The following is a 23,572-nucleotide window of genomic DNA, read 5'->3' as shown; positions in this document are numbered from 1 at the left end:
AAACGGTCTTCGGGCCGTTTTTTTGTTCCTGTCGCTGATCGTTCCCATCATTCTGGATGGCCGGGTTTGAATTATTTTCAAACGAGTTTGTAACGATCCCTTTTCCCCTTTCTCTAGTGGTGTAAGCAAGCACAAACGCTTCCTTACTCAACCCACTGCTGGAGAAACACCATGACCACCACCACTCGCTCGCTGTCCGCCGCCACCCTCGTCCTGGCCCTGGGTTCCGCCCTGAGCCTGAGCGCCCTGACCACCACCGCCCACGCAGCCGATGACATGGAAAAATGCTTCGGCGTCGCCTTGAAAGGCAAGAACGACTGCGCCGCGGGCGCGGGTACCACCTGTGCCGGCACCTCGAAAACCGACTTCCAGGCCAATGCCTGGAGTCTGGTTCCCAAAGGCACCTGCACCACCCTGAAAAGCCAAACCTCGCCGACCGGCTTCGGCCAGATGGAAGCCTTCAAAGCCAAGTCCTGAGACCACACAAGCCTGAGTACTGACGATGACTCTTTCATCCCTGTGCAGCGTCTCCCAGGCTCAGGCGCCCGGCCTTCCTCGCCGGGCTGGCCTGGGGCTCAAGAGCGAGCACTTCACGCAAGTGCTCAAGACCTTGCCCGACATCGGTTTTTTTGAAGTCCACGCCGAAAACTACATGGTGGCCGGCGGGCCTTTTCATCACTACCTGGGGTTGATCCGCGAACAGTATCCGCTGTCACTGCACGGCGTTGGCCTGTCCATCGGCGGCGAAGGCCCGCTGAACCGCGAGCACCTCGCACGCCTGGCCACACTGATCGAACGCTATCAACCCCAATCCTTTTCCGAACACCTGGCCTGGTCCAGCCATGGTCCGGTGTTTCTCAACGACTTGTTGCCGTTGGCCTATGACAACGCCGCACTCGACCGAGTGTGTGAACACATCGACCAGGTACAAACCACCCTCAAGCGGCAAATGCTGCTGGAGAACCCGTCGACGTACCTGCAGTTTCGGCGCTCCACGCTGGACGAAACGGACTTCATAAGCGAAGTCGTTCGTCGCACCGGCTGCGGCCTGTTGCTGGACGTCAACAATGTGTACGTCTCATGCATCAACCACCAGCGCGATCCCCTTGCCTACATCAATACCTTGCCGCTGCAGGCCGTAGGTGAGATTCATCTGGCAGGGTTTGCCGAAGACACCGACAGCCTCGGTGATCGCCTGCTTATCGATGATCACGGCGCGCCTATTGATAACGCCGTATGGCGCCTCTATCAGCACGTCCTTGAACGCATCGGGCCAGTTGCCACCCTGATCGAGCGAGACAACCAGGTGCCAGCATTTGCCGTGTTGCACGCCGAAGCGCACCAGGCCGACCAGTACCTGCAGGCCGTCGAGGTGCCCTCATGAGCTGGCAGGACTCATTTGCCAAGGCGCTGCTGGCGTCGGACCCGGTATGCCCTGAAGGTATTTTCAGCAGCAACGGCGCCAATCCGGCCAGCCGCTTTGCGGTCTATCGCAACAACGTCCACAGCTCCTTGATCAACGCGCTGGCCGATGGTTATCCGGTTATCCGGCAACTGGTGGGGGATGAGTTTTTTCAGGCCATGTCCGGAATTTATGTCCAGGCATTCCCTCCCACCAGCCCGGTGCTCAACGAGTACGGCAGTGATTTCGCAAGTTTCATCCAGGGCTTTGCACCCGCCGCCAGCCTGCCTTACCTGGCCGATGTGGCGCGGCTGGAGTGCTTGCGGGTTAGGGCCTATCACGCGGCCGACACGCCGGCACTGGATCAGCAAACCGTGATTGCGAATCTGCAGCATCAATCGTCTTTGGGAAATCTGCGCCTGCAATTGCACCCGTCCCTCGCCACATTGAACTCGGCCTACGCAGTAGTGGCGTTATGGGCTGCGCACCAGACGGAGTCATCCCTGTCCACCCTCAACCCCTTGCAGGCACAAAGTGCCCTGGTTCTGCGCAACGGCCTGGAGGTCGAGGTCTTCACCGTAGACATCGGTTCGGTGGCGTTTATCAACAGCCTGAACAACGACTGGCCGCTGGAGATGGCCATGGCTTACGCCCTCGACGCAGCCACCGAATTCGACCTGCATAAATGCCTGGCGCTGCTGATTGGTCACGGAGCCATTACTCATTTGCACACCGAAAAGAAGGTACAGCCATGAACACCCATACACCGAGTCTGATCGCACGGGTCATCCAGTGCTTCGAGAAAATCCCCTACAGCTTGATCGCCTTTGTCGCACGTTTTTCCATTGCGGCAGTGTTCTGGAAATCCGGCCAGACCAAAGTCGAAGGCTTTGCCGTGGACGTGGTCGACGGAACGTTGCAACTGGGCGTGCCTCACCTGGCGAATTCCACCCTGCCGCTGTTTCGCAGTGAATATCAGGTGCCCCTGCTGTCGCCGGAGATGGCCGCATATATGGCGACCTTCGCCGAGCACTTTTTCCCGATCATGATCCTGGTGGGGTTCGCCACACGCTTTTCGGCATTGGCACTGTTAGGCATGACCCTGACCATTCAGTTGTTCGTCTACCCGGATGCCTACCCGACCCACGGCACCTGGATTGCCCTGCTGCTGGTATTGATGGCCAAGGGACCTGGGCGCTTGTCCATTGATCAGTTGATTGCCCGGCGCTACCGCTAAAGTTGATCCAGGGCCTCGCCACTGCGTTTGAACCAACCCACCAGGTAGTCCGCGAGCACCTGGGTACGTCTCGGCAAGCCACCCTGGTAGGGATGGACCAGATACATCGGCATGCTGCGAGTCTGATAGTCGCGCAGGAGCCAGCGCAGTCGGCCGTCAGCCAATTCCGCCTGCAATACATATGACGGCAGACGCGCGATGCCGGCGCCCACCAGTGCCGCTTTTTTCAGCAGGTTGTAATGGTTGGAGGCGAAGGTCCCGGACACCCGGACACGCAACAGTTCATGTTGCTGGTGATACAACCATTCTTCGCGGCCACTGTAGTGGCTGTTGAGCAGACAGTTATGCCCGACCAGGTCCGCTGGAGTCGCCGGTTCGCCATGCTGTTCCAGATAGGCCGGGCTGGCGCAGGTCATCTCGTGCCAGGCCAGCAGTGGCTTGGCCACCAGCCGCTCATCGTTGGCAACTTCTGAACGCACTGCCAGATCAAAGCCATCCCGCGCCAGGTCGCGATAACTGTTGTTGAGCTCCAACTCAATCTGCACCTGCGGGTAGTGCCGGGAGAACTCCAGCAACAGGCCGTCGAAGAAGGTTTCGCCCAAAGAGACCGGAACCGTCATACGCACGGGACCAGCCAAATCGTCCTTAAGTCGGGCCAACGCCTGACGCGCCCGCTCGACTTGGACCACCAGAGCCTGGGCTTGAGGCAACAACGCCGCACCCGCAGCCGTCAGGCTAAGCCTACGGGTGGTGCGATGCAGCAACACCACACAAAACTGCGCCTCCAATTGGCTGATGCGCTTGGACAGTTGGCCTTTGCTGCAGCCCAATTGCTGGGCCGCCAAGGTAAAGCTGCCGGCTTCGATCAACACCGCAAACGCCGCAAGGTCATCCATTTCGCTCATGGGATTGTTTCCAATTGAAAACCAAAGGTTGCCCATTAGTGCGCTTATCAGCAGAAAAAACCACTCTAGACTGAAGCTTCACCTGAACAACTGGAGGAACGACACGATGAAAATCCTATTGATTGGCGCCAGCGGCACTATCGGCTCGGCGGTCAAGGCAGAACTGTCCCAGCGCCACGACGTGATCACCATCGGTCGCAAAAGCGGCGATTTCCAGGTCGATATCAGCGACAGCGCCTCGATCCGCACGTTGTTCCAGCAGACCGGCACGTTCGATGCCCTGGTCTGCGCTGCCGGCAACGTCAACTTCGTGCCCTTGGCGGACATGAGCGAAACCGACTTCGACCTGGGTTTGCAAGACAAGCTGATGGGCCAGGTCAACCTGCTGCTGATCGGCCGCGAATTCGCCAACGACGGCGCATCGTTCACCTTCACCAGCGGCATCCTCAACCGCGACCCGATTCGCATGGGCGCCTCGGCAGCCCTGGTCAACGGCGCCCTTGATGCATTCGTAAAGGCCGCAGCCATTGAGTTGCCGCGTGGCCTGCGCATCAACTCGGTGAGCCCAAACGTGCTGCTGGAAGCCATGGGCAGCTATGCCCCGTACTTTCGTGGTTTCAAGCCAGTGCCGGCGGCGGATGTAGCATTGGCTTACGCGAAAAGTGTGGAAGGCATGCAAACGGGGCAGACATACATCATTGGTTGAACTCAACGTGTGTCCCAGACTTGTGATGCACCCTCAGCCTGCGTAACGTGGCGGCACTTATCAGGAGACCCGATAATGCGTGCCGCCCGTACCCTCATTCTTTTTGCCCTGCTACCGCTGTTCACCGCCTGCCAGATGTTCGACAGCGAGCCGGCCAAGCCCTCCCTCACGGGCCTGACCCGCATGCAGGGTGAGCTAACGGCCATCGGTGACAAGCTGCTGTTCCAGCCTTGCCACGACCAACGTAACTACGTGGTCAATGACACTGGCGGCACCAGCATCCTCCAGGAAGCGGCCTCCCTGGCCGGCCAGCAAGGCGCGCTGTTCGCCGACCTGCGGGGCAAGTTCTCCGGCGTCGCCACCGGCACCCAAGGCCAGGTCGACCTGCAACAACTCTATCGCGTCGAGCGTTCGACCTCCGCCTGTGACGACCCGGACTTCAAGCGCATGATCCTGCGCGCCAATGGCCACAAGCCAGCCTGGTCGCTGAGCGTCACCGCCAAGGGCATGGTGCTGATACGTGAAGGCCAGCAGCCGTTGCCGGTACCCTATGTGGAAGAGCAGTTGGGTGATGGCCGTTTCAACCTTATGACCGAAGCCAACAACCAGCACATCGAACTGTGGGTCGCCCCACAACGTTGTGTCGACAGCGTCAGCGGCAGCCTGCAACACATGAGCGCCGAGTTGCGGGTAAACGGCCAGGTACAGCGTGGCTGCGCGGCGTTTGGCGGCTCACGGGACGATTGATTCGGCCCTGCGCTGTTTTAACATGACGGGAAATCGCCATTGGGGCTTATAATCGCCGGTTTGCAAAACTGCCGGCCTCATCAAACGCCGCACACCGGATCCTGTCATGTTACGAATCACCGAACTCAAGCTCTCCATCGACCATCCCGAAGAAGACCTGCGGCCCGCCATCGTGCAGCGCCTGGGCATCGCCAGTGATGACCTGCTCGATTTCACCCTGTTCAAACGCAGCTACGACGCCCGCAAAAAAACGTCAGAGCTGTGCTTCATCTACACCGTCGATCTGGACGTCAAGGGCGAAGCTGCCCTGCTGCTCAAATTCGCCGATGACCGCAACATCAATCCGGCACCCGACGTCAGCTACAAAGTCGTGGGCCAGGCACCGCAAGGTCTGACCGAGCGGCCAATCGTCGTCGGCTTCGGCCCCTGCGGGATTTTTGCCGGACTGTTGCTGGCGCAGATGGGCTTCAAGCCGATCATCCTCGAACGTGGCCGTGAAGTGCGCCAGCGCACCAAGGACACCTGGGGTCTGTGGCGAAAAGGCGTGCTCAACCCCGAATCCAACGTGCAATTCGGTGAAGGCGGCGCCGGGACCTTTTCCGACGGCAAGCTCTACAGCCAGATCAAGGACCCGAAATTCCACGGTCGCAAAGTCCTGCACGAGTTCGTCAAGGCCGGCGCTTCGGAAGAAATCCTCTACGTCAGCAAACCGCACATCGGTACGTTCCGGCTCACTGGCGTAGTGGAAAACATGCGCCATCAGATCATCGCCATGGGCGGTGAAGTGCGCTTTGAACAGCGCGTGACCGACGTGTTGATCGAGGACGGTCAGTTGAACGGCGTCGTCATCGATGGCGGCGAGCAGATTCTTTCGAAACACGTGATCCTCGCCCTGGGCCATAGCGCCCGCGACACCTTCCGCATGCTCCACGGTCGTGGCGTGCACATGGAAGCCAAGCCGTTCTCGGTGGGCTTCCGTATCGAGCACCCGCAGTCGCTGATCGACGCCGCACGCCTGGGCAAGTATGCCGGGCACCCGAAACTGGGCGCTGCCGACTACAAGTTGGTACACCACGCCAAGAACGGTCGTTCGGTCTACAGCTTCTGCATGTGCCCTGGCGGCACGGTAGTAGCCGCGACCTCCGAACCAAACCGTGTCGTGACCAACGGCATGAGCCAGTATTCGCGTAACGAACGCAATGCCAACTCCGGGATCGTGGTGGGTATCACCCCGGAAGTGGATTATCCGGGCGGCCCCCTGGCGGGCATCGAGTTGCAGGAGCAACTGGAGTCCCACGCATTCATCCTTGGCGGCAGCAATTACGACGCCCCGGCGCAACTGGTGGGTGACTTCATCGCTGGCAAACCGTCCACGGTTATCGGCAGTGTTGAACCGTCCTACAAGCCAGGCGTGGCCCTAGGTGACTTGGCCCTGGCCTTGCCGGACTTCGCCATCGAGGCCATCCGCGAAGCCTTGCCCGCATTCGAGAAGCAGATCAAAGGCTACTCGTTGCACGACGCGGTCCTGACCGGGATCGAGACCCGCACTTCATCGCCGCTGCGGATTACTCGCGACGAATCGATGCAGAGTGTGAACGTGAAAGGCCTGTTTCCGGCCGGCGAAGGCGCCGGTTATGCCGGTGGAATTTTGTCGGCGGGTGTCGATGGGATTCGGATTGCCGAGGCGCTGGCCCGGGATATATTGGCCAGCCAGGGCTGAAGCTGCAAGCTGCAAGTTAGAAGCAGGTGCTGACCTGCTTTTTCTTGTGGCTTGCAGCTTAAAGCTTGCTGCTGCCCCTCAAATATTGGCGCGCAACACGCTGTCCGGCAGCGCCTCTCCTCGCTCAACACTGGCCGCAACGGTTACCATCAAGCCCTCCAGTTCATACCCCTGCCCCGCCAGCCAAGCCTGGTCGTAATAGGTGGTGCCATAACGCTCCCCGCCATCACACAAGATGGCCACGATCGACCCCGACTCCCCCGCCGCCTTCATCTGCTGCGCAGCAATCAACGCCCCAATCAAGTTGGTGCCGCTGGAACCACCTACCCGCCGCCCCAAACGCTGCGCCAGGTAATGCATAGCTGCCAAGGACAAGGCGTCCGGCACCTTGACCATCGCGTCGATCACTTTTGGCAGGAACGACGCTTCCACCCGAGGCCGACCAATACCTTCGATCCGCGAACCGCAGTCCAAGCGCAAGCTCGCATCCCCGGTCAGGTAATAGTCAAAGAACACCGAACGCTCGGCATCGGCGCACAACACACGGGTGCAATGCTGGCGATAACGCACATAACGCCCCAGCGTCGCCGTGGTGCCTCCGGTGCCAGGGCTGGAAATCAGCCAGCTCGGCTCTGGATGGCGCTCGAAACGCAGCTGCTGGAAGATCGACTCGGCAATGTTGTTGTTCGATCGCCAGTCGGTGGCACGCTCGGCGTAGGTGAACTGGTCCATAAAGTGTCCGCCACTTTCCTGGGCCAGACGCTCAGACTCGGCGTAGATTTGCGTGGGGTCCTGCACCAGATGACTCTTGCCACCATAGAAGGCGATCTGAGCAATTTTTTCCTGGGAGGTGGTGGCCGGCATCACCGCGATAAACGGCAAGCCCAGCAAACGGGCAAAGTACGCTTCGGAAATGGCCGTGGAGCCACTGGACGCCTCGATCACCGGCGCGCCAGCCTTGAGCCAGCCATTACACAGGGCGTAGAGGAACAATGAACGAGCCAGCCGGTGTTTCAGGCTGCCGGTGGGGTGGCTGGACTCATCCTTGAAGTACAACTCGATACCCGGCAAGCCCGGCAGCGGCAGGGGAATCAGATGAGTGTCGGCACTGCGCTGGAAGTCCGCCTCAATGATGCGGATGGCTTCGCGGGCCCACGGTCGGTTGTCGCTCATGGTCGGTTTCTCTAAGGGTTTCAGCTTCGATCTTAGGATGTTTCCTACATTTCACACAGATACAGTCCAGACTCAATTGGACACATAACTGCTAGGTTTTGGCGCAATGTCGACCAAGCCCCCGCCTTATAACAAAATAGAATATAACTTTTGTTTTAACAACTAACGGTACGAGTTAGGGTACTCCCCTACTGAACCTTGATTGGAGAGCATCCCTTGCCTCTGCGTAGTACTTTCACCCGTTTCTTCCAGCTGGAAGCCGCCAGCGGTCTGCTTCTGATCGCTGCTGCCGCTTTGGCACTGATCATCAACAATTCGCCGTTGTCGCACTTTTACGCGAGCTTTCTCGACGTCCCGGTGGTCGCACAAATCGGCGCGCTGAACATCGCCAAGCCGGCATTGTTGTGGATCAACGATGGCCTGATGGCCCTGTTCTTCCTGCTGATCGGCCTTGAGGTCAAACGCGAAGTGCTCGACGGCCAATTGTCCAAGCCCTCGCAAGTGGTACTGCCCGGTGCGGCAGCCATCGGCGGCATGGTCGTACCGGCACTGATCTACTGGGCGCTGAACAAGGACAACCCGGCAGCCCTAGGCGGCTGGGCGATTCCCATGGCCACCGACATTGCCTTCGCCTTGGGCGTATTGGCCCTGCTGGGCAAGCGCGTGCCGGTGTCGCTGAAGTTGTTCCTGATGACCCTGGCCATCATCGACGACCTTGGCGCAATCATCGTTATCGCGATCTTCTACTCCGCCGACCTGTCCGGGGCTTCATTGGCCGGTGCGGCCGCGTGCCTGATCGCCTTGATTGCGATGAACCGGCTCGGTGTCGTCAAGCTGGGGCCTTACATGATTGTAGGGCTGATCCTGTGGGTCTGCGTGCTCAAGAGTGGCGTGCACGCCACCCTGGCCGGTGTGACCTTGGCGTTCTGCATCCCGCTGCGCACCAAAAATGCCGAACCTTCGCCACTGCTGACCCTCGAACACGCACTGCATCCCTGGGTGGCCTACGCGATCCTTCCGCTGTTCGCCTTTGCCAACGCCGGCGTCTCGCTGACCGGCGTCAACCTGGAAAGCTTCACCCACCACGTGCCAATGGGCATCGCTGCAGGCCTGCTGTTGGGCAAAACCGTCGGCGTGCTGGGCTTCACCTGGGTCGCGATAAAAACCGGCCTTGCCGTGCTGCCCAATGGCGCCAATTGGGGCCAGGTGTTGGGCGTGGCGATACTGTGCGGCATCGGCTTCACCATGAGCCTGTTTGTCGGCTCGCTGGCATTTGTGCCGGGCAGCAGTGAATACGCCGGTATGGACCGGATGGGCATCCTGACCGGTTCGATATTGGCGGCGTTGATTGGCTATGCGGTGACGGCAATGGCCAGTCGCAAGCAGGCGGTGATTCAGCCCTAGCACCCTTTGGGGGCCGGCTTGCCGGCTCCCTCTACCCCTCGGCCGATTCCGCGCCGCCTCACAGATCAGTCCTACATCCACCCTCCTCCGCTTGCAATAACGTCGTGCTCCCGGCTCCAACGCCGGACGTCGTTATGAGGCAAGCCTGGAGGGCTCGATGGCAAACAACAAGGATGTACCTCAGGTCTGGCGGTCCTATGGGACCGGTACCGGTGGTTACCGACGCCTCGAACACATGAACGAGCGCGAACTGGCTGATCGTGAGGCCAGCCAACTTTCATACGAAGCCATGCTCGCCCGCCAACAGGCTTACGAGATCAGCCGCAAGGTTGAGCCGCAACCAACGCCATTGCCCATGGTCGGTTGTGTATTCGCCAAGTCCTGCAACCTGCCGGACGCCCTCACCGACTACAACAATCCGTCCGGTTACATACCGCTTGATCGCATAGGGGACTATGGCGAGCACGTGCTGCTCGGTGGCCGTGAGACAGACAGCGAGGGGCTGCTGCCGCTCAAGAAGATCAGCGGTAGCGCACTCCCGGCAGGACTAGGGACTCTGGCACTGGGAGGTTCCGCGGTTGGCGGGGCGTCCAGCGTTGCAGCCGGTGCAGGAGCAGTCGGCGCAGGCCTGATGCTTGGGATTGCAGCACTTATCTGGCCTTCCAGCCTAGGCGACAGCGCGCTCTACAACGACCGTCAACTACGGTCAATGCCACGGGCACGCACACGGGTTCGCCTGCATGTTGAGCAACTTGCCGATGGCACGCTCAAGGGATATGCCTTCTACACGGGGAAAAATCGTGAATGGGAGATGGTCGATGTTGTGAAGTTTGGCTTGCGCGGCACGCAGCAGGTCGCGGACTTGGGCGACGGGATTGAGCTGATCTGGACGCCTGCCATCGATCCCGCTGACACCCTTGGCATTCCTGCACTGGAAGCTGCGCCGCAGGCGCCGCAAATCTGGGTGTACCCGCCGACCGAGAAGGCCTCCAACATCATCGTTGACCCGATCTACCCGCCGGAATACAAGGATTTCATCCTGGTGTTTCCGGCGGATTCGGGGATTAGGCCGCTATATATTGTCGTAAACCTGAGGTATGTGGATGCTCCTTACCACGGGAAAAAAGATAACTCTATCAAAAGCAAAAAACCGACTAACGGCTTAGATGCTCTTAGTAACTCGGTAGAGCTGAATCCGCCAAATTCGCGTAGACGGATAGGGATTGACCCACATACAAATGAGTTCGTCGTGATTGATCGAACCTCAGAAGGCGAATATCACGGTCATGTAAGGTTGTGGAGTGAGCTACGCCAGGAGATGAAAAACGCTTTAATAAAAGCGAACAAAACAAATCGGAAAGGAAAAATTCTGGGAGCTGAAAAATGAGTATGCGCTATCACGACCCGTCGTTGAGCCGCAATGAGGTTATTAGTTTTCTCGCAACCAAAGACCTGAACAAGGTAACGGAAGCACTAATATCCATCGGGCTTAACGAGACAGATGCAACTTGGGCACAAGAAACCTGTCTCCAGTATGTGAGCAATCCTGATGAGGATATCGCGTCAGCTGCCATCATTGCGATAGGCCACATTGCGCGCCGTTTCGGTGAGCTGGACATGGCGAAAGTTGCGCCAGCACTGCAACAAGCAAAAAGAAAATCACCTTTTCTGAGTGGTGCCGTACAAGACACGCTTGACGATATCCAGATGTTCACCTGATCCCCCAAGACTTACACCCAACAAAAAACCCCAACCAGTCACCCGGTTGGGGTTTTCTTTTACTGCTGCCTTACTCTTAACGAGTAACGCGGCTGGTACCGTCAACCGTCATGATGCGCACACGATCGCCGATGCGGAAGATTTCATTTTCCTGAACAGCCTGGACATAGGCGCGCATGCTGCCGTCGTCTTCACGAACAGTGACTTCAACGCCTTGGGTGCGGGTCAGGCCTTCTTCGGTGGCCGAACCCAGCAGGCCGCCGGCAACAGCGCCGATGACTGCGGTCACAATGCTGCCACGACCGCCGCCGATGGCGCTGCCGCCGACGCCGCCGATGACTGCACCAGCAGCGCCGCCGATTGGAGTCTTGGTACCTTCGATCTTCACTGGGCGCAGGGATTCGATGGTGCCCATGCGAACAGTCTGTACACGACGCGCTTCGTCACGGGAGTAGGAGTCGCCGGTCAGACTGGAGGCGCAGCCACCCAGCAGCAACGACATGGTGGTAAAGCAGGCAACCAGCAAAACAGACTTACGCATAGCATCAACTCCAAAGGACAGGTATTCATTAAACTCCGCAGCTTGACGCCTGTCACGGCATGGCCCGCAGAAAATTGCTTTCATTCAGCCCCAGTACAGACAGGCTGTATCGCAAACCTCGACGAACGGTAGCACCTTCGCCACCACAAGGATTTTCATGGACTACTTCATCATTGTAGCCACCACCGTTGCCGGCCTGTACTTCCACTGGTGGTTGTACGTCAGGATCAAGCGCTGGATGGACCGAGACCTGGCGTTGTCCCTGGCCGGAGATGATCCGCACAAGCGCACCTTCATGCTGCAACAGTTGGACCGCGCCAGAAACGAGAAGGTCAAACGCAAGAATTTGCCGCAATGGCTGCAAGACGCTGCGCAGCAGTACCCATCCAAAGCCTCTGAATAGAGGCTTGGGCCTTCTGTGCAACATTCAGATGGGGTAACAAAAGCTGCTTTCAGGGCGCCAGCCGCTCACGGGTCCAGTCGGCACCCTGCAAGCGGAAGTTCAAGCGATCATGCAGGCGACTCGGCCGGCCCTGCCAGAATTCGATGCGCTCCGGCAACAGGCGATAGCCGCCCCAATGTTCAGGACAATCCGGCTGGGTATCGCTGAAGCGTTGCTCGGTAGCCTTGAGCAAGTCCTGCAACTCTTCGCGATTGCGGATGACCCTGCTTTGCGGCGAGGCCCACGCCCCCAGGCGGCTGCCCAGCGGGCGAACCTGATAGTAAGCATCCGATTCCTCGGGCGTCACCTTGAGCACTCGGCCCTCAATCCGAACCTGGCGCTCCAGGGTCGGCCAGAAGAAGGTCATGGCGGCAAAGGGACGCGCCGCCAGTTGCTCACCCTTGGCACTCTGATAATTGCTGAAAAAGGTAAAGCCCTGTGCATCCAGCCCTTTGAGCAGCAGGACCCGGCAATGAGGCCGACCGTCCTGGTCGACCGTCGCCAGGGTCATGGCGTTGGCTTCTACTGGTGGCTGCTCGGTCTTGACCGCGTCGCTGAACCACTGGTGGAACAAGGCAAACGGTTCATCCGGGGCCTGGGCCTCGGTCAAACCGTCCCGTGTGTAGTCACGGCGCATATCAGCCAAGGCTTGGGTCATGCGGCTTTCCTTCTCACTCAATCAGTTTTTTGCCTGGTCGCTGGAAGCAGCTTTCTTCGCTGGCGCTGCAGCCTTGGCCGGCGCTGCTTTTTTCGCAGCCGCTTTGGCTGGCGCTTTTTTGGCGGCAGGCTTGGCAGCGGCTTTCTTGGCGGCTGGCGCTTTTTTCGCGGCAACGGCCTTTTTAGGGGCTGCAGCGGCAGGCGCCGGAACGTCCTGCACTGCGATCAGTTCAGGTTTCGGCGGGTTACCCGAGTTGTACTTGCTGAGCAAGGCCAACATGGTGGTGCGCTGGGTAAACATGATTTCCATGCGACGGTTCAGGGCACGGCCTTGGGTACTGTCGTTGGCTGCACGGGGCATCATGTCGCCCATGCCACGCAGCATCAGGCGGTCTTGCCTCAAGCCGCTGAGGCTGAAAATCGAAGCGATGGACTGTGCACGTTCCTTGGTCAGCGCCTGGCTCTGTGGCGCGGCGCCAGTGGCATCGATATGGCCCAGGACCAGCACGGCGGTCTTTGGATCACCTTCAACAGCCTTGGCAACCCGAGTGAACGGGCCCAGGGTCACCGGCAGCAACATCGCCGGGCGCTTGGGGTTGTAAGAGCCGTCAACCGGGGCGATCACCACCAGGACGCTGTCGCGACGCTCAAGTTGCAGGTTGCTGCCCTTGATGGCAGCGCGCAGGCGCGGCTCATAGTCATCCAGCCAGGCTTGGGTGATTTTCGGGTCTGGCATCGGGACGTTGGTTACGTCGACCTTACTCAGGGGTTTTGGCTTGCTTTCAAACGGCCACCACCACTTGGTGCCGGTATCGGCCTTGGCGACGACGGGCGCACCAGTCGGTGCAGGCGTTGCCGCCTTGAGGTCGGCTTTGAAGTCAGCCTTGGCATCGGCAGCCTTGGCATCGGCGCTTTTCGAGAAGAAAGGCCACCAGCTGGAGCCGGTGTCCGCCTTGGCAACTGGCGCAGGTGCCGCAACTGGGGTTACAGGCGCATCAGCCTTGGCAGTCGCGGCAGGCTTGGCAACCGGTTTGGCATCAGCCTGGGGAGCGGCGTCCTTGGTCGCGGCCTTGTCGGAACCCAGCGACCACCAATGCCCGCCTTCGGCATCATTTTGTGGTGTTTGTGCACAGCCAGTAATAGTGAGGCAGAGCGCCAGTGCCAAAGACTTGTTCGATAACATGAGATATCCACAAAATGAGAAAAAATCAGGGGCCTGAATGGCCCGTTAAACAGATGCGTCTAGAACAATAAAGTTACAACATTTCGCCCAGCGTCTTTTGGCCCAGCGTTTTATGTCAGCGTCTTTGTAACAAAAAAACGCCAAACAGCAAGCTATTTACAGACAACCGGCCAATATTCTTACCAACTTTTGCGCCCGTGGGTCCATAAGTACATAAGGCCCCAGTGTATTGGTCACAAAACCAAACGCTACATCATATTCCGGATCGGCAAACCCCACAGAACCACCGGCTCCAGGATGCCCAAAGGCACGTGGGCCAAGGCCAAACGTCGCATTAGGCACGTGCGGTTGATCCAACATGCAGCCCAGGCCAAACCGGGTTTTCGTCAATAAGGTTTTATCTTCACCGATACTGTGCTCGCGGGTGAGTTGCTCAAGCATATCGGCTTCCAACAAACTACCGTCCAGCAGACCACTATAAAAACCCGCCAGGCTGCGGGCATTACCGTGACCATTTGCCGCCGGCTGCTGCATGCGCCGCCATTCAGGTTTGTTAGTACTGGTCAGAATAGACGGTGGATTGGTAAATGCACGGGTCGTCATGGCCGCAGGTTCACGCATTGTTACTTGCAGTAAACGCTGAGCCGCTTCATCGCCAACATTGCCTTTACCGCGGGCAATATGGGCAACCCGATAAAATTCTTCGTCCGCCAACCCGACGTGAAAATCCAGGCCCAATGGGCGTGCAACCCTCGCCACAATGGACTCTCCCGGGCCACGCCCGTCAGCACGACGCAGCAACTCCCCCACCAGCCAGCCATAGGTGATGGCGGCGTAGCCATGGCCTTCTCCGGGCGTCCACCAGGGTGCTTCGGCGGCCAAGGCGTCAGTCATCATTTGCCAGTCATACAGCGCTTCGGCCGGCAGCGTTTCGCGCAGCGCGGGCAAGCCGGCCTGATGGCAAAGTAATTGGCGCAAGGTGATGGATTCTTTGCCGGCAGCAGCGAATTGTGGCCAGTAGTTGGCAACGGGAGCATCCAGTTGCAATTTGCCTTCGGCAACCAGTTGTAGAGCCGTGACGGCGGTGAAGGTCTTGGTGCAAGAAAACAGGTTGGCGATCGTGTCGCTGTGCCAAGCCTCGGCACCGTCCTTGTCGGCAGTGCCGGCCCACAGGTCCAGGACAGTTTCCCCGCCAACCTGGATGCACAGCGCCGCGCCGCGTTCCTGAGGGTCGTCGAACAGCGCGGCAAAGGCTTCACGCACTGCTTCGAACTGAAGTTCGTAATGACCCTGAATCTGCACCTAAATCCCCCTCGAAAAAGTCCTGCATAAAGTGGCGGACATTGTTCCAGCCATTAAGGAATTTGGGAACCCGTCGCCGTCATGATTGATGGGCTGGAGCGATCAGTGACCGTTCCCCGAATGCCCACCGGCATGACCGCTGCCCTGCCCGGCAGCCTTGCCTTCATGTCCAGGTTTCCCACCCTCACCCACATGGGCTGCAGCCTTGGTCGTTTGCGCTTCCTTGCCCAATTTATCAATCGCCGCAAGGTTGCTTTTACGCACGCTGTCGACAAAACCCTGGAACGGCACATCAGTGATCCCCACCAAACCGAAGTGGCCGTTTTCACCGTCCAGCAGGCGACCGGTGACCGGCTGGTCCAGATACTGGAACCAGTGCACGCCGACAATCGAGGGTTCAGCCATGGCCTGCTTGAGGAAGTTGGCGTAAGCCGGGCCACGGTCTTCTTCTTTTGCCAATTGCGTCACACCGCCCCAGAGCGGGCCACGGTCTGCTGAGCCAAAGTTAAACTCGGTGATCAACACCGGTTTGTCCAGTGTTCGCAAGGCCGCGAAGTCGTAACCGTCCTGGGGTTTGAGGGTGTACATGTTGAAGCTCAGCACATCGCAATACTGCGTGCAGGAGGCCACCGCTTCCGGAGTGCTGACGGCGTAGCGGCCACCCAGCAGTAACTGGTTGGGCGCGTGCCATTTCAGCGCGTCGGAGATGGTCTTGAAGTAAGCATCGGCGAAGGTCTTTTGAAAGTATCTGAAGTCCGCTTCGATTTCCGGGTGCTCAGGATCGGGCATCGGCGGCACGAAGCCGGGGTCTTCCATCAGCTCCCAGGCCGGCAGGTCAATACCCCAGGCTTTCGACAGGCCTGCCTGGTTACGGTACTTGTCTCGCAACTGCTTGAGAAACGCACGCTTGGCCGGCACGTCGGTGGTCATGCGCAGGGTGCCGTATGCCAGGGCATACCGAGATTTTGCGTCGTTACCGGGGCCGGCCCAGGCCAGTTCGTTGTCGGCAAAGAAGCCGATCAACCAAGGATCGTCACGATGGTCGCGGGCGGCAATGGCCACGGCGCGTTCGGTGGCCATGGCAAAGCGCGGGTCGAACGGGTCGGGCATGCCGCCCCACCAGTCGGTGCCAGTGCTGATGCTGGCGTAGTCGCCGACAATCGACAGCGCCAAAGTGTAGGCCACGCGGTCAGCCGTCCCAAGGTTGGGATCGCTCCAATTGCCCACCGTGTTGAAACCCCAGGCTTGCAAGCGATCCAGCGTGTGGCTAAGCCAGCGCTTCTGATCAAAACCTTCCGGCGTGCAAGGGGCAACAACAGGCCCGGTTTGCGCCGCATCGGCCTTGGCCGCCTCTGCTACCCCTTCCTTGTCACTGGCCGGCACGCAAGATTGCCCGTAGGTGCGTTGCAGGTTCGCGCCATAAAAGTCATACCAGCGCCCGACATTGAAGCTGCGCCCTTGATCGGCGCCGTTGCCGCTGCGGTTATCGCCGCTGCCGTAGTATTTGTCGAAAGGCTCACCGGACTTGGGCAGTGCACCAAACATCCACTCGCGGCCAGCGACGTAGGTCTGACTGTTGTCCGGGGTCACTGTATTGACGCCCAGGGAATAGAACGGATGGCCCAGCGGGGTCACCAGATACCAGCGCCCGTCGCGCTTTTCAGTGTGGAAAAAACCGCTAGCCTCGAAGGCCGGGCCTTTGGTCCAGCCGCCGAATTTGTCCAACGAGGAGCGGTCGCGCTCGGCGAGCCAACCTTTGAGTTGTTGCTGTTCCTTGGCCGCAGCGGCCTTGAGTTGCTCGTCGCTGCTGACTTTCTCCGGCCAGCGGGCCCGGTTGGACTGCCCATAGGTGTCCACCAAATCGCCATAGGCGGCCTTGAACACCGGCTCGCTGTCCTGCACGCCAAAACGCTCCAGCAGAATACTTTGGGCAACATTGGGCTTGATCATCGACAACGTGACCGACACCACCTGGCTGCGGTCGATCTCACCGTTGCTGCTGGCCAACAACACCCGCTGGCCGTCGACAGTGATCGGCATCGGCGGCCCGGCCTTCATGCCCTGGCTCAAGGGCGAGTTGGCTTGCAGGGGAATCAGTAGGGTTTGCGCAGGGCCGGCCGGCAAGTCGATGCGGCTGACCAGAGTCTTGCCGTCATTGCTCTGGACCTTGACGTAGAGGGTCAGTGCCCAGTCCATCGCACTCTGGATACGCAAGCTCATGGCGCTGGACTGCGACCAGTCCCAGGCACCACTTTGCGGGCTGAGTACCAAGCTCGGCTCGGCCGCCGGATTGAAGGTAATACGGCGCAGCACTTCGCCTTCAGGGGTTTGCTCGGCATTGTATTGCGGCAGGCTGGCGTCCTGGGTCGCCACTTTGACCACGTCGGCAGGACGGACAAAGTTGAACAGCGTTTGTTGTCCGGCAGGGGCCGCCAGTAACGGCGCGGCGAACAGCAAGGCAAAAATGGCGGGCAGCGAGCGAATCATACGAACAAGGTTCTCCCAAACGGCCGGTGAATGGCCTGATGATGTGAATCAGTGACAGTGAGATAGACCACGAAGTGGGCGATTCCGCCCACGGTGGTTCAAGATATTTCGCGCCTGAACGGCGGCAAGGCATTGAGGATTGCTTTGCCGTAGCGCTGGGTGACTAGGCGGCGGTCGAGCAAGGTGATGGTGCCCCGGTCTTCTTCGGTCCGCAGCAAGCGGCCGCAGGCCTGGACCAGCTTCAAGGAAGCGTCCGGCACCGAAATTTCCATGAACGGGTTGCCGCCCCGGGCTTCGATCCATTCGGCGAGCGCTGCTTCGACGGGATCATCCGGCACCGAGAACGGGATCTTGGCGATCACTACGTGCTCACAATACGCGCCGGGCAAGTCCACGCCCTCGGCAAAACTGGCCAGGCCAAACAGCACGCTGGAATCCCCGCCATCGACCCGTGCCTTGTGCTTGTTCAGGGTTTCCTGTTTCGACAGGTTACCCTGGATAAACACTTGCTTGCGCCAATCACGGTCCAGGCCATCGAACACGTCTTGCATCTGTTTACGCGACGAGAACAACACCAGGGTGCCACGGGAACCCTCCACCAGCGACGGCAGGTCACGGATGATCGCTGCCGTGTGGGCCGGCGCGTCCCGTGGGTCGGCCTTGAGGTCGGGCACCCGCAACACACCGGCATCGGCGTGATGGAACGGGCTCGGCACCACGGCCGTGACGGCCTTTTTCGGCAGGCCGGCGCGCATGCGGAAACGGTCGAAAGTGCCCAGGGCCGTCAGCGTCGCCGAGGTAACCAAGGCCCCATAGGCAACGTTCCACAGATTGCGTCGCAGCATTTCCGCCGCGAGGATCGGGCTGGCGTTGACCTCGATGTCGAACAGCGCACCGCTTTCCGACAGGGTCAGCCAACGCGCCATGGGCGGGCTGTCTTCCGGGTCTTCGACGGTAAACGCGGTCCACAACTCCCAGTTGCCCTGGGAACGAGACAGCAAGCTGCCGAACAACGGATACCACTCTTCGGCCTGGTTGCTGGCGATGCCGATGTTGACCTCGCCATCCATGCCTTCCTTGAGCAAGTCGGTAAGACGGGTGAACAGGTCAGTCAGGCGAGAAAAGCCCTTCTTCAGTTCGATACCCATTTCGCGCATGTGCTCGGGAATCATCCCACCGACGAAACGGTGACGCGGGCGCTCGCGGCCTTCGACGTCTTCACCGGGCTTGAAGTCTGCCACCTGCTCGCAGGCGCTGAACATGAACTGTTGCTGGGTCTTGATCTCCCGCGCCAGCTCCGGAACCTGCTCGATCAACTTGCCCAGGTCACCGGGCAGCGGGTGCTGGGCCAGCAACTTGGTGAGGTTCTTCGCGGTGGTTTCCAGCCAGTCGGCGGTGGAGCGCAAGCGGGTGTAGTGGGCAAAGTGGCCGATGGCCTTGTCCGGTAGGTGATGGCCTTCGTCGAACACGTAGAGCGTGTCGCGGGGGTCCGGCAGCACGGCGCCGCCGCCCAGGGCCAGGTCGGCAAGGACCATATCGTGGTTGGTGACGATAACGTCAACCTTGCCCATGCCTTCTCGGGCCTTGTAGAAGGCGCACTGGCCGAAGTTGGGGCAATGGCGATTGGTGCATTGGCTGTGATCGGTGGTCAGGCGCGCCCAGTCGGCGTCTTCCAGGGCGGTGGGCCAGTTGTCGCGGTCACCGTCCCATTTGTTGCCCGCCAGTTTCTCGATCATGCTGGTGAACAGCTTCTGGCTGGCCTCATCCACCTCGATCTTGAAGCCTTCTTCTTCGAACAGGGATGCCGTGGCGGTTTGCGCATGGCCTTCCTGCAACAGCACGTCGAGCTTGGACAAACACATATAGCGGCCACGGCCCTTGGCCAGGGCGAAGGTGAAGTTCAGCCCGCTGTTGCGCATCAGGTCCGGCAGGTCTTTGTAGACGATCTGTTCCTGCAGGGCCACGGTAGCGGTGGCAATCACCAGGCGCTTGCCGGCGGCCTTGGCGGTGGGGATCGCGGCCAGGCTGTAGGCCACGGTCTTGCCGGTACCGGTGCCGGCTTCGACAGCCACCACCGCCGGGTCGCCACTGCGCCGGCCTTCATCGTCGGTGTCGATATCCCCGAGGACCTTGGCGATTTCAGCGATCATCAGGCGCTGGCCGTACCGCGGCTTCAAGCTCTTGGCTTCGAGAAAACGCGAGTAGGCGCCCTGGATCGTGGTTTTGAGTTCAGTGCTGATCATGGATAGTCGGGCGCAAAAACGCTGGATAAATTTTCAGTGGTTCGGATCGGCCGCTATCATACCCCGCTAATTAATCCCGCGCAGAACGGAGTACCTCAATGACCGTCTTTAGCCTTGCTTACACCCTGCATGTTCTGGCCGCCCTGGTCTGGGTCGGCGGCATGTTTTTCGCCTGGATGATCCTGCGCCCGGCCGCCATGGCCGCGCTTGATGGCCCTGCCCGGCTGAAATTGTGGGTGAATGTGTTTCAACGTTTTTTCGTGTGGGTCTGGGTGGCGGTGCTGCTGTTGCCGATCAGCGGTGTCGGCCTGTTGCAACTGCGCTTCAACGGTTTTGAGACCGCACCGCGCTATGTGCAGGTCATGATGGGCTTGTACGTGGTGATGACGGCGCTATTTATCCGCATCCAGGCGCTGCAATTGCCTGAACTGCGCACAGCAGTGGCAACTGAGGATTGGCCAGCTGGAGCGGCTGCGCTGGGAAAAATCCGTAAGTTGGTGGGGATCAATCTGATTGTCGGGTTGGTGCTGGTGGCAGTGGCTTCGGCACGACCGATGTTTTAACAACAGTCACCCGTTTCAAGCCTCAAGCTGCAAGCCTTGTACTTTCAGCTTGAAACTTGTGGCTTGAAGCTGCCCTTCCCCTATAACCGCTGGACCGTTACGGAGCCCGCAGGCCCCTGAACACCCGGCTGCCCTTCGAGCCCCGGCCGCCCCTTATCGCCGCCATCAGCGCGGTACACCAGGCAACCCTTGGACTGCCCGCCCTTGCCAGGCTTGCCGGCCAGGCCCGGCAAGCCGCCCGCGCCACCGTCAACCCACACCTTGATCTTGGTGCTTGGGTAATCCTGGGGCAGTTCGACCCTGACTACTGCACCCGCCGCGCCCGGCAGCCCGTCGCCACCGTTGTCACCATTGGCACCGCGTCCAGCCGAACCCCAGGTGCAACCGGGGTCTTCGCCATTGGCGCCGTCAAGGCCCGCATAGCCTTGGGATCCGGCGCCGCCACGGGCATCCACCGACAATTCGTCGGCATTCAGGGAATTGATACGCAAGCTCAGGTCTCGCCCTGGCTTGGCAGGCTTCTCGTGAGTACCGGGCGCACCACGGGAAGTAATCTGGCTGCCATGCTCCAGTTGTGCATGACGCACCTGCAACTGAAGGCCAGATGCGCTGGGCACGATGGCGATCCGTGCTTCGCGGCCCAAGTGCAATTCATCGATGCTGACCTGGGAGATAGTGGCCGGAATTAACAATGTGCCGTAGTCGGCCACGTCCAGGCGCTCCAGTTGCAAGACACTGGTGCTGTTGGGCAGGCGCATCAACGTGTTGGTGTCGACGCTGACGCTCTGGGCCAAAGCGATGGGACTAACGAGCAGGGCCAGCAAAAAAACCTTACGCATGATTGGCCTCCTTGTTCACTTCATCGACAGGTGCAGGCGCTGAAAGGCTCTGCACATGGAACATACCCACCAGCAGAATCTGCAAGCGGTCACGCCAAGGATGGGCACGAGTTTTCACGCTGGCGTTGAATAACAGCAACTCCAGCAGATGGGTCAGCAGCAACAGGCTGCCGGCCAGATTGACCAACAGGTGAAACGGATTGATCAGTGGCTTGAACAGGTTGACTACCACGACCACCCAAAACAGCAACGTTAAAAACTTCCCCAGCCCCCAAAACACCTTCATCCCTCATGCTCCCCTTGCACATTATTCTTTGGGGGCACAGTAACGACTTACGCGGGCGATTTGCCAGTGAAGGATTAAAAAAATTGATGAAGGGCCTGGTTTGGCCGCCAGTTCGACGAGGATCGCCAGCAATGCCCCTGTGGACCCCACAGGGGCATATACGCTATCTAACGGTTGATCTGGATTTCCACCCGACGGTTCAAGGCACGGCCGTCGACCGTTTTGTTGTCGGCCACCGGATGACTTTCACCGGAACCTGTCACCGACACGAAGTTGCTGCGCGGCACACCTGAGCTGACCAGGTAATCGGTCACCGAATGGGCGCGTTTTTCCGAAAGTCTCTGGTTGTAGGCATCTTTGCCGACGCTGTCGGTATGGCCGCTGACTCGCAGTTGTGCGCTCGGGGCTTCCTGCTTCAGGCGCGTGGCGATGGTGTCGAGTTTGGTTTTGTCCGCCGCCGTGAGCTTGGCCGAGTCGAATTGGAAGTGAACGTCACGAATCACGATGGTTTCTTCCTTGACCACTGCTACCGGCACAGGTGGGCAGCCATCCGCGTCGACCTGTACGCCTTTGGGGGTGCCTGGGCATTTGTCGCGGCTGTCCGGCACGCCGTCGCCGTCTTCGTCACCGTCGCCATGGACCCAGCAATAAGCGCCGGCCATGCCGCCGATCAACAACGCGCCACCGCCAGCCCATGAGGCGCTTTCGGTCGCGCCGAGAGCGGCACCGGTCACACCGCCGAGCGCAGCGCAGGTGGGCCAATCGGTTTTTTGCAAGCCTGCGCAACCTGTCAATACTCCGGTTAGCAGAACCAAGGGTAGAGCTGTCCGCATGATGCTCATCTGATTTCTCCTGAGGGGATCGGCCGAGAGCCGATGGGTGGAGTAAAGACGGCCCATTTAATCTTCGCCAGCATGCCATCCCCCCGTATTCATTGGCCGTAGCTGCTTTCTCCTGACTAAATCCCACCGCCCGCTCTAGGCCCGCACGCTCAGGCAGGCTAGTCTCTACGGTTCTGATTTGAGGATCTTCGATGAGCGCCGGTATTTCTTCCCGTACACCCCAGCAAGCCTTGGCCGCCTTGCTTGACCTTCATGGGCCAAAACGCCTGTTGCTGCTGGGTGCCAGCCAGTTTCCGGCGCTTGATGCGTTCAAGGAGGCACATCCCAATACCGTCGTATCCTTTGCCGAGCCTGGACCTTTGCCGGCAGCACTCGCAGCACAGCGGTTTGACTTGGCGCTGGTGGTCGACTGCCTGGAGCACCTGTCAAAACGGGAGGGCCTGGAACTGCTGGGCGGCATCCGCAACTTGAACGCCAGCCGCATCGCCGTGCTTGCGGACCTGGGCGCCTGCGACTGGAAAGAGACCGACTTTTTCTCGCTGGCCCTGCAAGCCAGTGAGGGTTTCCAGCGCGACGACCAGATACTGACGCTGTTTACCTATGATCTGCTTGACTATAAACAGGTGCCGGACTGGCTCAATGCCCGCTTCTGGGCCAACCCGCAAAACTTCGGAAAGTATTGGTGGTAACCCGATGAGTACATCCATTTGCCCCTGCGGCAGCGGCAACCTGCTGGATGCCTGCTGCGGCCATTACCACGCCGGCCACCCAGCGCCCTGTGCCACAGCGCTGATGCGCTCGCGCTACAGCGCCTATGTGCTGGGCCTGGTGGACTATCTACTAACGACCACTTTACCGGCGCAACAGAGCGGACTGGATCGCGAAGCAATCCGCGCCTGGAGTACCCAAAGCACTTGGCTGGGGCTGGAGGTGGAAAGCTCGGAAGTGTTCGGTGGGCAGCCAGAGCACGCCTTCGTCACCTTCATAGCGCGCTGGCATGACAGCACCGGCGAACACAGCCACCGCGAAAGGTCCTCCTTCGTACAAAACGATGGGCGCTGGTACTTCATTGACCCGACGGTACAGGTCAAGGCTGGGCGCAATGACAACTGCCTGTGCGGCAGTGGGCAAAAATTCAAGAAGTGCTGTTCCAGCTATCTATAACAGCAGGCAT

The 23,572-nt window shown here is 59.6% G+C and carries 25 protein-coding genes; 14 read left to right on the top strand and 11 right to left on the bottom strand.

The window, feature by feature from the left end:
• Positions 1-171 precede the first annotated feature (171 nt).
• The 4 genes from ACZRJ6_RS11925 to ACZRJ6_RS11910 are packed head-to-tail and all read left to right on the top strand — an operon-like array spanning position 172 to position 2,639.
• Positions 172-477 (top strand): BufA1 family periplasmic bufferin-type metallophore, encoded by a 306-nt coding sequence (locus ACZRJ6_RS11925; protein WP_463968263.1) that lies wholly within the window; start codon positions 172-174, stop codon positions 475-477.
• A gap of 25 nt (positions 478-502) precedes the next feature.
• Complete coding sequence (gene bufB, locus ACZRJ6_RS11920) at positions 503-1,384, top strand: MNIO family bufferin maturase (protein ID WP_463968262.1); 882 nt, start codon at positions 503-505, stop codon at positions 1,382-1,384.
• Positions 1,381-2,157 carry an HvfC/BufC N-terminal domain-containing protein gene (locus ACZRJ6_RS11915; RefSeq protein WP_463968261.1) on the top strand — a complete coding sequence of 259 codons (777 nt, stop codon included), beginning with the start codon at positions 1,381-1,383 and terminating at the stop codon, positions 2,155-2,157. Before bufB ends, ACZRJ6_RS11915 begins: the two co-directional genes overlap by 4 nt.
• Complete coding sequence (locus tag ACZRJ6_RS11910; RefSeq protein WP_463968260.1) at positions 2,154-2,639, top strand: DoxX family protein; 486 nt, start codon at positions 2,154-2,156, stop codon at positions 2,637-2,639. The genes ACZRJ6_RS11915 and ACZRJ6_RS11910 overlap by 4 nt, the downstream gene beginning before the upstream one ends.
• Here ACZRJ6_RS11910 and ACZRJ6_RS11905 read toward each other — a convergent pair.
• A complete protein-coding gene (locus ACZRJ6_RS11905) occupies positions 2,636-3,544 on the bottom strand; it encodes a LysR family transcriptional regulator (protein ID WP_463968259.1) in 909 nt (302 codons plus the stop codon). The two genes, ACZRJ6_RS11910 and ACZRJ6_RS11905, sit on opposite strands and share 4 nt — an antisense overlap.
• A 106-nt stretch (positions 3,545-3,650) precedes the next feature.
• On the opposite strand from ACZRJ6_RS11905, the gene ACZRJ6_RS11900 reads away from it, so the two are divergent.
• The 3 genes from ACZRJ6_RS11900 (at position 3,651) to ACZRJ6_RS11890 (ending at position 6,717) form a co-directional block, all read left to right on the top strand.
• Positions 3,651-4,250: a short chain dehydrogenase gene (locus ACZRJ6_RS11900; RefSeq protein WP_149413043.1), complete on the top strand. Its 600-nt coding sequence runs from the start codon at positions 3,651-3,653 to the stop codon at positions 4,248-4,250.
• Positions 4,251-4,325: 75 nt separating this feature from the next.
• Entirely contained in the window at positions 4,326-4,997 is a 672-nt protein-coding gene (locus tag ACZRJ6_RS11895) for a COG3650 family protein (protein ID WP_463968258.1), read from the top strand.
• A gap of 106 nt (positions 4,998-5,103) precedes the next feature.
• Positions 5,104-6,717, top strand: coding sequence for an NAD(P)/FAD-dependent oxidoreductase (locus tag ACZRJ6_RS11890; protein WP_463968257.1), 1,614 nt, complete (start codon positions 5,104-5,106; stop codon positions 6,715-6,717).
• 78 nt (positions 6,718-6,795) lie between these two features.
• On the opposite strand, the gene ACZRJ6_RS11885 is transcribed toward ACZRJ6_RS11890, so the two are convergent.
• Positions 6,796-7,890, bottom strand: coding sequence for a PLP-dependent cysteine synthase family protein (locus ACZRJ6_RS11885; protein ID WP_463968256.1), 1,095 nt, complete (start codon positions 7,888-7,890; stop codon positions 6,796-6,798).
• 216 nt (positions 7,891-8,106) lie between these two features.
• Between ACZRJ6_RS11885 and nhaA the strand changes: the two genes are divergently transcribed.
• The 3 genes from nhaA (at position 8,107) to ACZRJ6_RS11870 (ending at position 11,013) form a co-directional block, all read left to right on the top strand.
• Positions 8,107-9,294 (top strand): Na+/H+ antiporter NhaA, encoded by a 1,188-nt coding sequence (nhaA, locus tag ACZRJ6_RS11880; protein WP_463968255.1) that lies wholly within the window; start codon positions 8,107-8,109, stop codon positions 9,292-9,294.
• A gap of 157 nt (positions 9,295-9,451) precedes the next feature.
• Positions 9,452-10,681, top strand: a complete 1,230-nt coding sequence (locus tag ACZRJ6_RS11875) for an S-type pyocin domain-containing protein (protein WP_463968254.1) — start codon at positions 9,452-9,454, stop codon at positions 10,679-10,681.
• The gene (locus tag ACZRJ6_RS11870) at positions 10,678-11,013 is read left to right on the top strand and encodes a hypothetical protein (RefSeq protein ID WP_463968253.1); all 336 of its coding nucleotides are present in this window, start codon (positions 10,678-10,680) and stop codon (positions 11,011-11,013) included. Before ACZRJ6_RS11875 ends, ACZRJ6_RS11870 begins: the two co-directional genes overlap by 4 nt.
• 76 nt (positions 11,014-11,089) lie before the next feature.
• Here ACZRJ6_RS11870 and ACZRJ6_RS11865 read toward each other — a convergent pair whose 3' ends face one another.
• Positions 11,090-11,554 (bottom strand): outer membrane lipoprotein, encoded by a 465-nt coding sequence (locus ACZRJ6_RS11865; protein WP_463968252.1) that lies wholly within the window; start codon positions 11,552-11,554, stop codon positions 11,090-11,092.
• A 157-nt stretch (positions 11,555-11,711) separates the two neighbouring features.
• Between ACZRJ6_RS11865 and ACZRJ6_RS11860 the strand changes: the two genes are divergently transcribed.
• Positions 11,712-11,957: a hypothetical protein gene (locus tag ACZRJ6_RS11860; protein ID WP_133099369.1), complete on the top strand. Its 246-nt coding sequence runs from the start codon at positions 11,712-11,714 to the stop codon at positions 11,955-11,957.
• 49 nt (positions 11,958-12,006) lie between these two features.
• Here ACZRJ6_RS11860 and pdxH read toward each other — a convergent pair whose 3' ends face one another.
• From pdxH to dinG, 5 genes are all read right to left on the bottom strand, one after another.
• Positions 12,007-12,654: a pyridoxamine 5'-phosphate oxidase gene (pdxH, locus tag ACZRJ6_RS11855; protein WP_463968251.1), complete on the bottom strand. Its 648-nt coding sequence runs from the start codon at positions 12,652-12,654 to the stop codon at positions 12,007-12,009.
• Positions 12,655-12,675: 21 nt separating this feature from the next.
• Entirely contained in the window at positions 12,676-13,836 is a 1,161-nt protein-coding gene (locus ACZRJ6_RS11850; protein ID WP_463968250.1) for an OmpA family protein, read from the bottom strand.
• A 156-nt stretch (positions 13,837-13,992) separates the two neighbouring features.
• Positions 13,993-15,138: a serine hydrolase domain-containing protein gene (locus tag ACZRJ6_RS11845; RefSeq protein ID WP_463968249.1), complete on the bottom strand. Its 1,146-nt coding sequence runs from the start codon at positions 15,136-15,138 to the stop codon at positions 13,993-13,995.
• Between the two features lie 102 nt (positions 15,139-15,240).
• Positions 15,241-17,625, bottom strand: coding sequence for a beta-agarase (locus ACZRJ6_RS11840; RefSeq protein WP_463968248.1), 2,385 nt, complete (start codon positions 17,623-17,625; stop codon positions 15,241-15,243).
• A 98-nt stretch (positions 17,626-17,723) separates the two neighbouring features.
• A complete protein-coding gene (gene dinG, locus ACZRJ6_RS11835) occupies positions 17,724-19,868 on the bottom strand; it encodes an ATP-dependent DNA helicase DinG (protein ID WP_463968247.1) in 2,145 nt (714 codons plus the stop codon).
• A gap of 98 nt (positions 19,869-19,966) precedes the next feature.
• Between dinG and ACZRJ6_RS11830 the strand changes: the two genes are divergently transcribed.
• Positions 19,967-20,431 carry a CopD family protein gene (locus ACZRJ6_RS11830; protein ID WP_463968246.1) on the top strand — a complete coding sequence of 155 codons (465 nt, stop codon included), beginning with the start codon at positions 19,967-19,969 and terminating at the stop codon, positions 20,429-20,431.
• Positions 20,432-20,511: 80 nt separating this feature from the next.
• Here the strand turns inward: ACZRJ6_RS11830 and ACZRJ6_RS11825 are convergent, their stop codons facing one another.
• From ACZRJ6_RS11825 to ACZRJ6_RS11815, 3 genes are all read right to left on the bottom strand, one after another.
• Positions 20,512-21,270: a collagen-like protein gene (locus ACZRJ6_RS11825; protein ID WP_463968245.1), complete on the bottom strand. Its 759-nt coding sequence runs from the start codon at positions 21,268-21,270 to the stop codon at positions 20,512-20,514.
• Positions 21,263-21,556, bottom strand: a complete 294-nt coding sequence (locus ACZRJ6_RS11820; RefSeq protein ID WP_463968244.1) for a DUF1145 domain-containing protein — start codon at positions 21,554-21,556, stop codon at positions 21,263-21,265. Before ACZRJ6_RS11820 ends, ACZRJ6_RS11825 begins: the two co-directional genes overlap by 8 nt.
• 167 nt (positions 21,557-21,723) lie before the next feature.
• Positions 21,724-22,398 (bottom strand): PA1041 family peptidoglycan-binding anchor lipoprotein, encoded by a 675-nt coding sequence (locus tag ACZRJ6_RS11815; RefSeq protein WP_463968243.1) that lies wholly within the window; start codon positions 22,396-22,398, stop codon positions 21,724-21,726.
• Between the two features lie 191 nt (positions 22,399-22,589).
• On the opposite strand from ACZRJ6_RS11815, the gene ACZRJ6_RS11810 reads away from it, so the two are divergent.
• On the top strand, positions 22,590-23,087 hold the full coding sequence (locus ACZRJ6_RS11810) for a DUF6231 family protein (RefSeq protein ID WP_463968242.1): 498 nt from the start codon (positions 22,590-22,592) through the stop codon (positions 23,085-23,087).
• 4 nt (positions 23,088-23,091) lie between these two features.
• Positions 23,092-23,562, top strand: coding sequence for a YchJ family protein (locus tag ACZRJ6_RS11805; RefSeq protein ID WP_463968241.1), 471 nt, complete (start codon positions 23,092-23,094; stop codon positions 23,560-23,562).
• The last annotated feature ends 10 nt before the right edge of the window (positions 23,563-23,572 follow it).

Source organism: Pseudomonas sp. C321, from assembly GCF_055407105.1.
This window is presented reverse-complemented; position numbering and strand designations above follow the sequence as displayed.